Source organism: Enterococcus durans NBRC 100479 = LMG 10746 (assembly GCF_001544215.1).
Taxonomy (GTDB): Bacteria; Bacillota; Bacilli; order Lactobacillales; family Enterococcaceae; genus Enterococcus_B; species Enterococcus_B durans.
This window is the reverse complement of the sequence record NZ_BCQB01000055.1, coordinates 1-15,476: the sequence shown is the minus strand read 5'-3', so window position 1 is coordinate 15,476 and position 15,476 is coordinate 1. Positions and strand designations below refer to the sequence as shown.

Genomic DNA, 15,476 nt, shown 5'->3' with positions numbered 1-15,476 from the left:
GCCACAGACTCTAACTCCGAATAAACGGTGGGAGCAGAAGCAACTCCTTCTTAAATAAGCCGAAATTCACAAAAATTTGAAAAGCAATTTTCGTGAATTTCGGCTTATTTAAGAAGGAGTTAAACACTTCTGTCCCAACCTCGTTTTTTTGTATGGAGATTATTTTTTTCTTTTCTTATACAACTGGATCAATGAATCGATGGCTAAGAAGATAATGACTAACGCAGCGATCGCATAGGTACAAATCCCTAAGATGGAGATGACATTGAAACGATCATCTGGTGCGGCTTGTACTAAAAGTGAGGCTCCTACGATCAATGCAGCAAGGATCACGCCGAAAACGATCCGATTGACCATGTTTTCTATACGACTTAATAGATCTTCTTGCTTTTTGATCTCTAAATTCACTTTTCCTTGCCCTGAGGTCCATATCTCAAGTAGATGATGCAGTTGTTGAGGAAGTTTCGGTGCAGTTTTCAATCCGCTTAATAAGTCTAATCCCGTTTTCTTCAACGTTTCTTCGATTTCTAAATGAGTGAAAAAATAATTCTGAGCAAATGGTGTGGCAATCTCCATCAATGACATTTCAGGATCTAACACACGAATCACACCTTCTAATGTACTAAAAGCTTTGAGTAATAGAGTGATATCGCGATCAAACTGTAAATTGTTTTGGTGGCAGATCACAACGATTTGAGTAAAGACCTCTTGGATCTCGATTTCTTCGATGGGAGAATCGGTATATTGTTCAAGAAAGGTAGCCAGTTCTTGATGGAAATTACTTTCATCAAAAGAACCTTCCTGTTGGCAAAGCCGTAAAACAGCCTTCTCAATACGATAATTATCTTTGGTGTATAACGCAATGACGGCTTCTGTCAAGCGTTGGCGAAGTGTCAGCGATAGCTGGCCCATCATGCCAAAATCAATATAGTTCAGCGTATAAGGGGCGGCTTGTTTCGTGATACGAGAAGTAGCTGTCACACTGATCGAATGAAATTCTTTTTGTCGTTTTTTTGTTTCGGTTGTTTGGCTGTGACTCAACTCATCTGGGGTCAATAGATGGAATAAAATATTCCCAGGATGAGGATCTGCATGGAAAAAGCCATCATCGAATACTTGCTTCATAAAGTTTTCGACTAATAATTTTGCGATGCTTTGTTTTAATTGCTGATTGTCATACCCTTCAATGAGTGGTGGTTCATCAGCTGTTATGTTCATTAAATGGTTTAAATTTTCTCCAGGCATTGCTTCCATCACGATCACTTTTTTCGAACAAAAAGCTTCATAGATTTTTGGACTGCGAATCTCTTGCCAATGGTCATTCTTTTCATAAAATAATACGCCATTCTTACTTTCTTTAAAAAAGTCCAATTCATTCGTCAATGAACGTCGTACTTCTTGCAGCACACCATTCAAATCTACTACGCTAGTTTCAGGAATGTATTTGATCAAAGGAAGAGCTCTTTCAAAAAGTTGCAGATCCAACATGATCTCTTCAGCAATATTTGGATGTTGGACTTTAACGACCACAGTGTCGCCATTTTTTAACTTTGCATGGTGTGCTTGACCCATAGAAGCTGAGGCAAAAGGAGCTTTGGTAAACTCTTCAAAAATATCTTCGATCAATAAGTCCAACTCTGATTCGATTGTTTTTTTTACGGTTAGATAGCTATCACTAGGGACACTATCCTGTAAGGTTTTGAACGTTTTTGTAAACTTAGTTGAAAGCAAGTCATCACGTACAGATAACATTTGACCGATTTTGATAAATGTTGGTCCTAATTCTTCGAAGGCAGTTTTCACCTGTTCAGGATTTTTTTGCTGGACAAAGTTAGGAACGACATTGTATTTGATAAATATTTTGATGATTTCTGCTAAACGGCTGCGAGAAGTTGATTTTGACATGTAACTCACTCCTTTCTATTATCATAACTGGAAAGGAAAAAAGGAACAACTAACTTGACGGTATATTTTACAATTCCTCAATCGAATTTTTCTAATCAGCAAATCATCACTATTAGACAAGAATCTAAAAAAAGTGAGGATCTATTTCTTGCATTTTTTCCTACGATTCAACACGAAACGCTTCTTTCACAACCATCTTTTTTGTGCTAGAATATGAAATAAATCACTGAATGATTTAGAATACAGGAGGACAATCTTTTGAAGATTACTTTACTATATGGCGGACGCAGTGAAGAACATGATGTTTCGATTCTTTCAGCGTTTTCAGTCTTGAATGCTATTTATTATGCGTATTATCAAGTGCAACTTATATTTATCAGTAAAGATGGTCAATGGGTCAAAGGACCATTGTTAACAGAAAAACCAGCCAGCAAAGATGAGTTGCATCTGACTTGGGATCCAAGTGGAAAAGTAACAGACGGCTTTACTGGAAAGGTGATCAATCCTGGAGAAATCAAAGAAGAAGGAACGATTGTTTTCCCAGTTCTGCATGGACCAAATGGAGAAGATGGAACGATCCAAGGATTTTTAGAAACATTGAATTTACCTTATGTGGGCGCGGGTGTGTTGACGAGTGCATGTGCTATGGACAAGATCATGACGAAGTACATTTTACAGGCCGGGGGAGTGCCACAAGTTCCTTATGTCCCAGTATTGAAAAATCAATGGAAAGAAAATCCTAAAAAAGTTTTTGATCAATGTGAAGGCTCTTTACTTTATCCGATGTTCGTCAAACCTGCGAATATGGGATCAAGCGTAGGGATCTCCAAAGCGGAAAATCGGGAAGAATTACAAAATGCGTTAGCGACTGCATACCAATATGATTCACGTGCAATCGTTGAACAAGGGATCGAGGCTCGTGAGATCGAAGTCGCAGTCCTTGGAAATGAAGATGTACGCACCACGTTACCTGGTGAAGTAGTAAAAGATGTGGCTTTCTATGACTATGATGCAAAATACATCAATAATAAAATCGAAATGCAGATCCCTGCTGAAGTTCCAGAAGAAGTGTATCAAAAAGCACAGGAGTATGCGAAACTTGCCTATACGATGTTGGGCGGAAGTGGCTTGAGCCGTTGTGATTTCTTCTTAACAAATAAAAATGAGCTTTTCTTAAATGAATTGAATACAATGCCTGGATTTACTCAATTTAGTATGTATCCTCTACTATGGGAAAACATGGGCTTAAAATACGGAGATTTGATTGAAGAACTGATCCAACTAGGAATCAATCGCTTCAACCAACGCCAAAGTTTTTTTGAAGTAAATAAATAAAACCAGAAAGAAGCTGGATCAAGTGTCAACTACGCTTGTTCTGGCTTTTATATGCGAAAAGGAAGGTTTTTATGAAATTAACGATACAAGAAATCGCGCAAGCAGCCGGTAGTGGGAATGAGGAATCAGGTAAGATAACTGGAGTGGAATTTGATAGTCGTAAAATCAAAGCCGGTGATCTATTTGTTCCCTTAGCTGGAGCAAGGGACGGGCATGAATTTATTCAGCAAGCAATTGAACAAGGTGCTTCGGCTACGCTGTGGAGCAAAGAACCAGCAAAAGCTCCGCAAGGAATTCCAGTGATCATTGTAAAAGATACATTAGTAGCAATGCAGGATCTAGCTAAATACTATTTAGAGAAGGTTGGCGCGGATGTTATTGCGGTGACTGGGAGCAATGGCAAAACAACTACGAAAGATTTGACTGCATCAGTATTATCGCAAAAATTCCATACGTACAAGACACAAGGAAATTACAATAATAATATTGGTTTACCTTACACCATCTTGCATATGCCTGACGAAACAGAAAAAATCGTTTTAGAGATGGGGATGGATCATGCCAATGAGATCACTGCGCTTTCTTTGTTAGCCCACCCTAAAGTTGCGGCAATCACGATGATCGGAGAAGCGCATATCGAAAACCTTGGTTCTAGAGAAGGAATCGCTAAAGCGAAGATGGAGATCGTAGATGGGCTTGCATCGGACGGTTTATTGATTATTCCAGAAGCAGAGCCGCTATTAAAACCACTTACAAAGAATTTGACACAACGTGTGCAAACATTTGGGATTGGTTCAGGAGATGTCGATGCCACTGTTGAAAAAGAAGAAAAGACAGAAACAAACTTTAAAGTAGCAAACGACCACTTTATGATCCCTCTTCCAGGTAGTTATAATGTGACTAATGCGCTGATTGCTTATACGGTAGGTCGCTTTTTTGGGTTATCTATTGAAGAAATCCGTCTTGGTTTAGCAAATGTCGCTGTGACACAAAACCGTACAGAATGGCTGACAGCAGGTAATGGTGCCTCCATTTTAAGTGATGTCTACAATGCCAATCCAACCGCCATGGGCTTAGTTCTGGATACTTTTGGTCAACTCCCCTCTGAAGGCAGACGAATCGCTGTGCTTGCAGACATGCTTGAGTTGGGACCAGATTCCTTGCAGATGCATGCAAGCATGAGTGAACATATCAAGCCCGATAAGTATGCTGTAATCTTTTTGTATGGGCAACAGATGCGCGCATTGAAAGAAGCCTTAGAAAAACAATATCCCACATTATCAGTCCTTTATGTTGAAAAAGAAAAAGAAGAATTGATCAAAGCAATCAAAGAAGAATTGCACCCTGAGGATAGTATTCTATTAAAGGGAAGCAATAGTATGAAACTGAATGAGGTCGTTCAACAGCTAATGGAAATGAAATGATGAACTGTAAACTTGCAGAAAATGAAAAATCATGCTAAAATAACCTATTGCCGAAAGATGAAGAGAAATTGGACTGGTTTTATCATAATGTAAATTGCTAGAGCCAGATGTCATAATAATGATAAAGCTGAACGCGACCCGTTTGGCTTTTCTAATGCCTAAACTTCGCAAAGTGATTTTTCGGTGGTGCCACAGGGGCTAAAAATGGATAAAAACGTGCGTGGCCACTGTCAAAAAGAACCAAACACTTTGACCGAACAATCGACGGGGTAGCAAAAATTAAGCTACATCCTCAGTTAACAACCATATAGGAGGATTCATTTGAAATTTAAAGAACTAGAATTATCACCAGAATTATTGAAATCAGTAGAGCGTGCAGGCTTTGAAGAAGCAACACCAATCCAGTCAGAAACAATTCCTTTAGCATTGTCTGGAAAAGACGTGATCGGACAGGCACAAACAGGAACTGGTAAAACGGCTGCTTTTGGTTTGCCAATGTTAGAAAAAATCGATACAAATCGTAACGAACTACAAGGATTAGTTATTTCACCAACTCGTGAATTGGCAATTCAAACACAAGAAGAACTTTACCGTCTTGGCCGCGACAAACGCGTACGCGTGCAAGCTGTCTACGGTGGAGCAGATATCGGCCGTCAAATCCGTGGATTAAAAGATCGTCCACATATCGTTGTCGGTACACCAGGACGTATGTTAGACCACATCAACCGTCACACATTGAAATTAGGGACTGTTGAAACACTAGTATTAGACGAAGCAGACGAAATGCTGAACATGGGCTTCTTAGAAGATATCGAAAGTATCATCTCTAGAGTTCCTGACCAAAGACAAACATTATTGTTCTCAGCAACGATGCCTCCAGCGATCAAAAATATCGGCGTGAAATTCATGAAAGATCCAGTACACGTGAAAATCAAAACAAAAGAAATGACTGCTGATTTGATCGATCAATACTATGTACGTGCAAAAGAATATGAAAAATTTGACATCATGACTCGTTTGTTTGATGTACAATCACCTGAATTAACGATTGTTTTCGGGCGTACAAAACGACGTGTGGATGAATTAGCTCGTGGACTAGAAGCTCGTGGCTATCGAGCAGAAGGAATTCACGGAGATCTTTCACAACAAAAACGTATGAGTGTATTACGCTCATTCAAAAGCGGACATCTAGACATTTTAGTTGCGACAGACGTTGCGGCTCGTGGACTAGACATCTCAGGTGTGACGCACGTGTACAACTATGATATCCCTCAAGATCCAGAAAGCTATGTTCACCGTATCGGTCGTACAGGGCGTGCCGGAAAAGGCGGAATGTCAGTAACTTTTGTTACACCAAACGAGATGGATTATCTTCATGTCATTGAAAACTTAACGAAAAAACGTATGACTACATTGCGTCCTCCTACTGAAAAAGAAGCATTCAAAGGACAATTAGGCGCAGCGATTGAACAAATCGAAGCAAAACTGGAAGAAAATGGGTTAGATAAATATCTTCAAACAGCTGATAAGCTTTTAGAAGAATATTCTGCTCAAGATCTAGTAGCGTTGTTATTAAAAACAACAGCAAAAGATCCTTCAGACGCAGTCCCAGTTAAAATCACACCAGAACGTCCATTGCCTATGCAGAAAAAAGGCTATAACAAGAATGGTAAACGTGGTGGCGGCAATAACCGTAATCGCCGTGATAATGGGAATTATCGTGGAAACAAATCTAAAGGTGGATATAACAAAAACAGTAGCCACCAAAAAGATGGCGGTAAACGTCAAAACGATAAAAAACGTGGTTTTGTGATTCGCACAAATAATGATTAATAACAAAATGAAAGTTTCTCTTTTTTAAGAGAAGCTTTCATTTTTGTTATTTCTATACATATTGGTGGTAAAATAGCGAGAATTTGGTAGAATGAGAGTGTTCTAGAATTTTTGAAAAGAGAAAAGTATATGATAAAAGGAATTGGTATTGACGCAGTTGAATTACCTAGGATTGCGAAGATCATCAAAGAAAAACAAAAATTTATTGACCGTGTGCTAACGTCTAACGAAATCGCTCAATTTCGTGAATTGCCTTTTCATCGGCAAGTAGAATTTTTAGGTGGGCGATATGCTTGCAAAGAAGCATTTTCCAAAGCTTGGGGAACCGGCATTGGCAAAGTGACCTTTCAAGAAATCGAAATCTTAAAAAATGATGCAGGACAGCCCGTGGTGACAAAATCACCTTATAGTGGGAAAGTTTGGGTCAGTATCACGCATACGGATGAAGTCGCCTATGCACAAATTATTTTAGAAGAGTAGAAAGAAGGAAAAAATATGGTTGTCGCTTGGCACCGTCCTACAAGAGCAGTTATACATACAAAAGCTATTACTGAAAACGTGAAAAATGAAGTGGATCGATTACCTAAAGGGAAAGAATTATTTGCTGTTGTAAAAGCAAATGGTTATGGACATGGAGCAATCCAGACAGCTGAAGCTGCTGTTGCTGGCGGAGCTAGCGGTTTTTGTGTATCTAACCTTGATGAAGGAATCGAATTGAGAGAAGCCGGTTTTACACAGCCGATTCTAGTATTGAACATGGTTCCAATTGATGCGCTGACATTAGCTGTTGCTCACGATCTATCCATTACTGTAGGAAACCAAGAATGGTTGAATGAGGCGGCAGAGTTCCTGTCTGATCGTGGAATAAACCATCCTCTTTCACTGCACCTAAAAGTAGATACTGGGATGGGCAGAATCGGCTTTACGACTCCAAAAGATGCCGTAAGCGCTGTGACGTTCATTCAGCATAGTTCTGTGCTACACTGGGAAGGAATCTATACCCATTTCTCAACAGCTGACCAAGCTGACGATACTTATTGGAAGCTACAACAAAAGAGATTTATCGAAATGATCGATGCAATGCCTGAATTACCGAGATATATCCATGTCAGCAATAGTGCCACAGCATTATGGCATGATGAACCAATCGGCAATATGATTCGTTTTGGGGTGGCGATGTATGGACTGAACCCTTCTGGTCATGCGTTGGCTGAAACATACCCTTTACAGCCTGCACTTGAATTAGTATCAGAGTTGATCCAAGTGAAACAATTGGCTAAAGGAGAAGGTATTGGTTATGGCAAGACCTATACGACTAGCGAAGCAGAGTGGATCGGAACGATCCCTATTGGTTATGCAGACGGTTGGTTGCGGAAAATGCAAGGATTTTCAGTTTTAGTAGAAGGAAATTTTTGTGAAATCGTTGGTCGTGTCTGTATGGATCAAATCATGGTGCGTTTACCTCACGAATTCTCTATTGGAACAAAAGTGACCTTGATCGGTAAGAATCATGGACAAGAAGTAACAATGCAAGCAGTGGCGGATCATATCGATACGATCCATTATGAAGTAGCCTGTGTACTAGGAACACGGATTCCTAGAGAATATCAAGATTAAGGAGAATCCTATGGTTAAAAGAGGAGATATTTATTTTGCTGATCTTTCTCCAGTCGTGGGATCAGAACAGGGCGGGACCCGTCCCGTCTTAGTCATTCAAAATAATTTAGGCAATCATTTTAGCCCTACGATTATTGTTGCGGCAATCACGGCAAAAATGGCAAAGCCTAAATTACCTACGCATATAGGGATCAAAGCAACGGGGACAGGAATTGAACGTGATTCCGTCATTTTGCTCGAGCAAATCAGAACAATCGACAAAGCAAGACTGAAAGAAAAAGTCTGTCATTTGGATCGTGGGATCATGACAGATGTTGATCGTGCATTAAAAATCAGTGTAGGCATCGAAGCATTGGCGCCTGTCACTAAATAAAAGCATTACGCCTTTACATATAAAAGGATTGATGAAGCTCAGTCGTGCGTATGTTTTACCGAACGGATAAAATAAAAATAGAAGAACAAAAAGAAACCTAGATCCAAACACACGAGAAAGTGTCCTGAATCTAGGTTTCTTTGTTTACTTACTGCAAGATTGGCTTACCAACTTGCTTTTTTTACGCCAGGGATCAATCCTTGATGCGCTAATTCACGGAATTTGATCCGAGACATGCCAAACTTACGCATGTAGCCGCGTGGACGTCCATCGATCAAGTCACGATTTTTTAAGCGTTCCGGACGAGCGTCTAAAGGAAGTTGTCTTAATCCTTCATAGTCCTTATTGGCTTTTAATTCTTGGCGTAAAGCGGCATAGCGCTCAATCGTAGCTTGTTGTTTTTTAACTTTGGCGATTTTTGATTTTTTTGCCATATTCTTTCCTCCATTTTTATAAATCGTAAAGGTTTCGTTTTCGGAAATGCAACTTTAACATAAACAGTAGATAAACGCAATTTATTTGAATTTATTCAAAATAAGGCGCATTTTTTGTCAAATGGAACGAGGGAACGTAAACTAAAAGTAAAAAGGGGTGCAAAGAAGATGGAAAGATTAGGGATTACAGGGTATGGACCAGCAATAGAAGTCTTTAAACGTATCACTGCGGAACCAAGGGAATTGACCGCAAGTCATATTCGGGTAAAAATGAAAGCGTTCGGAATCAACCCTTATGATATTGCTTTGCGTTCAGGTAGCATGCAAGAAGTACGTAAATTGACGTTTCCTTATGTCTTAGGAAACGATGGTGCGGGAATCGTAACGGAAGTAGCAGCGGATGTTCAATCTTTTAAAGTGGGAGACCGAGTGGCAGTTCACCCAATATCAGGAGCATATGGAGAAGAAATCGTCTTACCAGTGGGGAAAGCGGCTAAAATCCCAGAAAAAATGAGTTGGTCAGAAGCGGCAGCAATCGTCACACCGGGGGTTACCGCCTACAATCTGATCAATCATCTGCTAGATCTTCAACCAACCGATACAGTAATGATTGAAGGGGCATCGGGAGCGGTAGGAACTAGCTTGATCCAATTACTTCATATAAGAGGCATCCGAACACTCGCCAGTGCTTCTAAAAAGAATGAAGAAAAGATACGTCAACTTGGAGTTTCTGATTTTTCTGCATATGACCAAGAAGATCCTGGGATAAAGTTCCAAAATCAGGCAGATACTGTGATCGATGCAACAAAAGGGAGCGTAAAAGGTGAATCTGGTATCCAAATCATGAAAGAGGGTGGAAGATACATCGCCTTGAATGATCTTCCATCCCTAGAACTACGTCAAAAAAAGACAGGATTCTATGAACCTTTTATACCTAGAAAAGAATATCAGGACCAAGAAGCGTTTACTCACTTATTCAACGCACATCAAAATGGTGATTTTCATATTTTTGTGGGGAAAGAATTACCAGCTACGTTAGAAAACGTGATTTGGGCACATCAACAAGTAGAAGGGCACTCTACAACAGGCAAAATCATTTTGACTTTCGATTGAAATTTGCTGTTTTTAGGAATTTTATGAAAATTTGTTGATACCACCCTTAGACTTTTCATAATTCTAGTACTGTATTGGCGTAAAAATATCTTTCTTCTTCAATAAATGATAAAGTAAAACATGTAAAATTTAATCATTCGTTCATTTATGCAGGAGTAGAATAGGACAATTTCAGCTATGTGTCAAAATTATTGCTGTTTTTGAAAAAAGAGAATTGAAAATTACATGATTTACATGGTAAAGTAATTCAGCTGAAAAAAAGAAGAAGGGGATATTTATGCGTTCAATCAAAAATACATTGAAGTTATACCTACTTGATTGGAAAAGGATTTTTAAAAATCCAATTGCAACAATTTTGATCATTGCAATTATGATTATCCCTTCATTGTATGCATGGTTCAATATCAAAGCATTATGGGACCCATATGGAAATACAGGGGAGCTGCCAATCGCTGTCTATAGTGCAGACAAGCCGGCAGAATTCCAAGGGAAAGAAATTGCAATTGGCAAAGAAGTCATCAAGTCACTTCATGACAATAAACAACTTGGATGGCAATTCGTTGATTCAAAAAAAGAATTAGAAGACGGTGTACGTTCAGGAGAATATTATGCAGGTATCTACCTGCCAGAAGATTTCTCTGAGGACTTATTGAGTTTTACAAGTGGAGACATCAATAAACCTAAAATCGAGTACACAGTGAACGAAAAGATCAATGCCATCGCTCCGAAAATCACAGGTAAAGGAGCAACAGCGATCCAAACACAGATTTCAGATGAATTCATCAAGACAGCTAGTTCTACTTTGCTGAAAGTTTTCAATGAAATCGGCTATGACATTGATTCAAATCTTGTCAGCATCAACAAAGTAAAATCAATGATCCTGTCCACGGATGAAAATCTGGATACAATCGATGGGTATACGCAACAAGTACTTGACTTGCAAAAGCAACTACCAGACATCAAAGAAAAATTGAATAAAGCCAATGAATTCATCGATTATTTACCAAAAGTCGATGAGATGGGGCAAAAAGTCGTTGAATTAAACGGCAAAATGCCTCAACTACAAGAGCAAGCGAAAATCATTTTAGACTTGCAACAAAAGATTCCGGAGATCCAGAATGCTGGAAAACAATTAGCTGAAATCGATGGAGACTTTTCATCGATCCAAGAAACGATGAACCAAGGAATCAATGAAGCGAAACAAGGCTTAACGATCATTCAACAAGTCCAAGATATTTTGCCAGATGTCAAAAATCTAGAAGGGCAGGCCAATAACCTCGCTTCACAGACTAAAACTGGTGCAAATCAGCTGAAAGACGCGCTACCTGGTATTACGACAAGTGTTAAGACGACACTTAATTCGATTGGACAAGTAGCGACTACGACAAGTTCGTTAGCTTCAACAATCAATCAGGCAATCTCGGACAATCAGCTCACAGATGATGAAAAACAAAAAATTGGTGAAGTGTTAACGAATTTTGCCAATAGCATTCCAGAGCAACAAAATGCGATTGATCAATTAGTATCGTTCCTAACAAAATTACAAGAAAATGCTGGGAATACAAAGCTACAAAACATTATTGATGCGTTAAATAACGCAAAACCTGTGTTAAGCATTCTGCAAGAACGCGTGACAGCATTAAATCAAGCGATTCAAAGTGGAAACATTGAAAATGTCAAAACATTATTAGGACAAGTTCAAGATGCTGCTAAAAACGTGAATAGTCTTGTGTCGGCTATTGACCCAGCCCAAGCTAGCTCAACCGTTGAGTCTATCTTGAACCAAGTGATCAGTACGATCGAAACAGCACAAGGTGCATTAAGCAAAGCAGATCAAATCGATTTTGATTCATTGTTAAGTTCAACAAAAGCTACTGTGACGAATGCAGTAGCGATCTTAGAAAAATACCAAAAAGAAATGCCTGCTATCGGGCAAGAAATCCACGATGCCAATACCATGTTGAATGGCAATATGGCAATGATCGTTGATGGAATCAACAAAGGCGCAGACCTATACAACAATGATCTGCCAGTACTAGCCAATAAACTAAATTTGGCTGCTGACTTCATTCAAAATGATTGGCCTACGTTGAAAAGCGAAATTACCGGAACGATGTCGACAGTGAATGAAAAAATGCCTCAAGTGGAAACAGCTGTAAATGCCGCTGCTGACTTGATCACCAATGACTGGCCAAGTATCAAGGTAGGTATCCAAAAAGCCGCTGACGCGATCCGTAAAGGCGAACAAGAGGTAGATCTCGGAGAAGTAATCAAACTCTTGAAATTAGATGCAACAAAAGAGAGCGACTTCTTTACTAGTCCTGTAGAACTAAAAACCAATGCACTCTATCCAATCGCAAACAACGGTTCAGCAAGTACACCGTTTTATACAGCGTTATGTTTATGGGTCGGTGCGGTACTACTATCGAGTGTCGCTACAACAGATTATTATTTAGGGAAAAAAGATCGAAACAATTTTACAAAACGTGAACAATTCGTTGCCCGTATGTTGACATTCCTAACTATGGCGGTCGCACAAAGTTTGATCGTTACACTAGGAAATATCCTCTTATTAGGCGTAGATGTCCAAAATCCAGTTTACAGTGTCTTATTTGCTGTATTGATCGGCTTAGCCTTTATGATGATCGTCTATGTTTTAGCTGCCTTGTTTGACAATGTCGGGAAAGGATTAGCGATCATCATCTTAGTACTATCTATTTCCGGTGGTGGCGGGAACTACCCGATCCAAGTATCAGGGAAGTTCTTCCAAATGATCAATCCATTCTTGCCATTTACCCATGCGGTCAACCTATTGAGAGAATCAGCAGGCGGAATCTATTGGCCAAACGCCATCCCAGCCATTTGGATCATGATCGCACTATTCGTAGTCTTTGGCATAGTAGGAACAGCCGTAGCACCATACGTACAAGAAAAAATGCTCAAATTCAAAGAAGCAGCACGCAAGAGCCATATATTCCATTAGGCCGTTTCAACGCTGCTCTGCATCAAGTAATAAGCCCCGCCAGACGAAAATAGTTCCTCATATTTTTGTTTGGCGGGGCTTATTATCGTAGATGCAAGCGTTGAAACGCCGATTATCGGGGAAGGTACAGGGACAGAGCAGATTGGAATTGTAGACCAGACGAAAATAGTTCCTCATAGTCTGAGAAACAGGGCTTCGTTCAAAGAGTTGTTTCATGGATATTGATTATCAGAAATATGAAGAAAACTATTGGATTTCGAACGAAGAAGACGGTAGTTTTCAATTGCTTTTTCCGAGTGTGATGAATGAAGAGTAGCCTAGTCATCTGTTTATTAAAAGTTAGCCATGTTACATATTTTAACAAGAAGGGTGTAACGATGTATATCAGTTGGGCGCTTTTCACTTTAAGGTACGATTGAAAAAAACTATTGATTTTTTTCTGCTTTTTTCCAATTATTTTTAATAAACTTTATTGACTTTTATATTTTGTGAGCGTACTATAACATCTTGTTTAATATAAAACTTCGATAATAATCATTTGAAGCAAATATGTGTGTAAAGGAGTAAAAAAATTGGATTACTTAAAAAGGTTGTTAGTAGGTAAGCCGTTAAAATCAGCTGACAACGATGACCAGAAATTGACTCGATTTGCGGCGCTTGCTCTGCTTTCATCAGATGCGCTATCTTCCATTGCGTATGGGACAGAACAGATCGTAGTGGTTTTAGTTGCATTGTCGACCGCAGCTATCTGGTATTCGTTACCAATTGCAGCATTTGTCATTATTTTATTGATTTCATTAACATTATCCTATCGTCAAATTATCCATGCCTATCCCCATGGTGGAGGCGCTTATGTCGTAAGTAGTGAGAACCTCGGTAAAAACGCAGGGTTGATCGCTGGTGGGTCGTTATTGATCGATTATATGTTGACGGTCGCAGTTTCCGTTTCAGCCGGTGCAGAAGCAATTACTTCGGCGATCCCAGCTCTATATGGGCATCAAGTGGGAATTTCTGTGGCAATCGTACTACTTTTGATGATGTTGAATTTACGCGGGTTAAGGGAGTCGGCTTCATTCTTGCTCTTCCCAGTGTATACGTTCATTATCGTCATCACGTTATTGATTGCTGTTGGTTTGTTTAATATATTAACAGGTGCGATGCCGTTACATGCAACAGCTTTACCAGGTGCTGCTGTACCAGGTGTGTCCATTGCCTTGATTTTACGAGCATTTTCTTCTGGTTCATCTTCACTGACAGGGGTTGAAGCAATTAGTAATGCTGTACCTTTCTTCAAGAAGCCACGGGCGAAAAACGCTGCTGGAACTTTGACGATGATGGCGTTGATTCTAGGATTCTTCTTTGTAGGAATTACCTTTATCAACTATTGGTACGGAATTGTTCCTGAAAAAGAAGTAACTGTATTATCTCAAATTGGCCAAGCTGTTTTTGGTCATGGGATCTTATATTACATTTTACAATTTGCTACTGCGTTGATTTTAGCTGTAGCTGCGAATACTGGTTTCTCAGCTTTTCCTGTTTTAGCTTTTAACTTGGCAAAAGACAAATTCATGCCTCATATGTACCAGGATCGTGGAGATCGTTTAGGGTACTCTAACGGGATCATGACTTTAGCATTTGGATCAATCATTTTGCTATTCATTTTCCATGGTTCAACAGAGCGCTTGATTCCATTGTATTCAATCGGTGTATTTATTCCATTCGCGTTATCACAAACAGGGATGGTCATCAAATGGAAAAAAGAAGGCAAGAAGTGGTTAGGAAAATCAATTGCAAATATCGTAGGAGCATTTATCTCATACGCCATCATTGCAATTTTGTTTGTTTATCGTCTAGGCGATATCTGGCCGTTCTTTATCATTATGCCGATCGTCATTTTCATTTTCTATAAGATCCACGATCATTATAAAAAAGTAGCTGAGCAACTTCGTTTAGAAACGGATGCGAAATTACATGATTTCGATGGGAATACAGTACTTGTATTAGTCGGAAATGTGACTCGAGTAAATATCGGTGCGTTGAATTATGCGCGTTCAATCGGTGATTATGTTGTAGCGATGCACGTTTCCTTGGATGAAGATGTGGAGAAGGAAAAAGAGATCGAAGCGGAATTTAAAAAGCATTTTCCAGATGTTCGTTTCTCCGTAGTCCATTCGTCTTATCGTTCGATCGAAAATCCGATCATCCGCTATGTGGATCTTGTAAGTAAGAATGCTGCTAAACAAAACTATACAACGACTGTTTTGATTCCACAGTTTGTACCGAACCGTAGATGGCAAAATATCTTGCATAACCAAACAAGCTTGCGTTTACGTCTGCGTTTGTCATGGCGAGAAAATATCGTGATCAGTACGTATAGTTATCATTTGAAAAAATAATTGAAAAAAGTGTGGGGAAAGTAAAAAATACTTTCAGCCCACACTTTTTGTTTAGAAATATTT

At 39.4% G+C, this 15,476-nt stretch carries 11 protein-coding genes; 9 read left to right on the top strand and 2 right to left on the bottom strand.

The genetic code is table 11. The annotated features are described in order from the left end of the window. Positions 1-159: 159 nt before the first annotated feature. Positions 160-1,905, bottom strand: a complete 1,746-nt coding sequence (locus ED2_RS12160; RefSeq protein WP_005875354.1) for an ABC1 kinase family protein — start codon at positions 1,903-1,905, stop codon at positions 160-162. Positions 1,906-2,163: 258 nt separating this feature from the next. Here ED2_RS12160 and ED2_RS12155 point away from each other — a divergent pair, with 258 nt between their 5' ends. The 6 genes from ED2_RS12155 to ED2_RS12130 all read left to right on the top strand — a co-directional run bounded on the left by ED2_RS12155 (position 2,164) and on the right by ED2_RS12130 (position 8,487). Further along, positions 2,164-3,240 (top strand): D-alanine--D-alanine ligase, encoded by a 1,077-nt coding sequence (locus tag ED2_RS12155; RefSeq protein WP_005875355.1) that lies wholly within the window; start codon positions 2,164-2,166, stop codon positions 3,238-3,240. A gap of 71 nt (positions 3,241-3,311) precedes the next feature. Beyond that, on the top strand, positions 3,312-4,664 hold the full coding sequence (locus ED2_RS12150) for a UDP-N-acetylmuramoyl-tripeptide--D-alanyl-D-alanine ligase (protein ID WP_060789845.1): 1,353 nt from the start codon (positions 3,312-3,314) through the stop codon (positions 4,662-4,664). A 321-nt stretch (positions 4,665-4,985) separates the two neighbouring features. Further along, entirely contained in the window at positions 4,986-6,497 is a 1,512-nt protein-coding gene (gene cshA, locus ED2_RS12145; protein WP_005875359.1) for a degradosome RNA helicase CshA, read from the top strand. A 129-nt stretch (positions 6,498-6,626) separates the two neighbouring features. Beyond that, entirely contained in the window at positions 6,627-6,977 is a 351-nt protein-coding gene (gene acpS, locus ED2_RS12140; protein ID WP_005875361.1) for a holo-ACP synthase, read from the top strand. A gap of 15 nt (positions 6,978-6,992) precedes the next feature. Then, positions 6,993-8,114 carry an alanine racemase gene (gene alr / locus ED2_RS12135; protein WP_005875363.1) on the top strand — a complete coding sequence of 374 codons (1,122 nt, stop codon included), beginning with the start codon at positions 6,993-6,995 and terminating at the stop codon, positions 8,112-8,114. A gap of 10 nt (positions 8,115-8,124) precedes the next feature. Then, positions 8,125-8,487: a type II toxin-antitoxin system PemK/MazF family toxin gene (locus ED2_RS12130; RefSeq protein WP_016177238.1), complete on the top strand. Its 363-nt coding sequence runs from the start codon at positions 8,125-8,127 to the stop codon at positions 8,485-8,487. Positions 8,488-8,651: 164 nt separating this feature from the next. Here ED2_RS12130 and rpsN read toward each other — a convergent pair whose 3' ends face one another. Then, on the bottom strand, positions 8,652-8,921 hold the full coding sequence (rpsN, locus tag ED2_RS12125; protein ID WP_005875366.1) for a 30S ribosomal protein S14: 270 nt from the start codon (positions 8,919-8,921) through the stop codon (positions 8,652-8,654). Positions 8,922-9,089: 168 nt separating this feature from the next. Between rpsN and ED2_RS12120 the strand changes: the two genes are divergently transcribed. The 3 genes from ED2_RS12120 to kimA all read left to right on the top strand — a co-directional run bounded on the left by ED2_RS12120 (position 9,090) and on the right by kimA (position 15,413). Beyond that, positions 9,090-10,034: an NADP-dependent oxidoreductase gene (locus tag ED2_RS12120; RefSeq protein WP_016177239.1), complete on the top strand. Its 945-nt coding sequence runs from the start codon at positions 9,090-9,092 to the stop codon at positions 10,032-10,034. Between the two features lie 277 nt (positions 10,035-10,311). Next, positions 10,312-13,017 carry a YhgE/Pip domain-containing protein gene (locus tag ED2_RS12115; RefSeq protein WP_016177240.1) on the top strand — a complete coding sequence of 902 codons (2,706 nt, stop codon included), beginning with the start codon at positions 10,312-10,314 and terminating at the stop codon, positions 13,015-13,017. A 572-nt stretch (positions 13,018-13,589) separates the two neighbouring features. Beyond that, entirely contained in the window at positions 13,590-15,413 is a 1,824-nt protein-coding gene (kimA, locus tag ED2_RS12110) for a potassium transporter KimA (RefSeq protein ID WP_005875369.1), read from the top strand. The last annotated feature ends 63 nt before the right edge of the window (positions 15,414-15,476 follow it).

Excerpts from the sequence above, each read along its gene's own strand:
- ED2_RS12160 (WP_005875354.1), bottom strand. The coding sequence starts at position 1,905 with ATGTCAAAATCAACTTCTCGCAGCCGTTTAGCAGAAATCATCAAAATA.
- ED2_RS12150 (WP_060789845.1), top strand. The coding sequence starts at position 3,312 with ATGAAATTAACGATACAAGAAATCGCGCAAGCAGCCGGTAGTGGGAAT.
- acpS (WP_005875361.1), top strand. The coding sequence starts at position 6,627 with ATGATAAAAGGAATTGGTATTGACGCAGTTGAATTACCTAGGATTGCG.
- alr (WP_005875363.1), top strand. The coding sequence starts at position 6,993 with ATGGTTGTCGCTTGGCACCGTCCTACAAGAGCAGTTATACATACAAAA.
- ED2_RS12130 (WP_016177238.1), top strand. The coding sequence starts at position 8,125 with ATGGTTAAAAGAGGAGATATTTATTTTGCTGATCTTTCTCCAGTCGTG.
- rpsN (WP_005875366.1), bottom strand. The coding sequence starts at position 8,921 with ATGGCAAAAAAATCAAAAATCGCCAAAGTTAAAAAACAACAAGCTACG.
- ED2_RS12120 (WP_016177239.1), top strand. The coding sequence starts at position 9,090 with ATGGAAAGATTAGGGATTACAGGGTATGGACCAGCAATAGAAGTCTTT.
- ED2_RS12115 (WP_016177240.1), top strand. The coding sequence starts at position 10,312 with ATGCGTTCAATCAAAAATACATTGAAGTTATACCTACTTGATTGGAAA.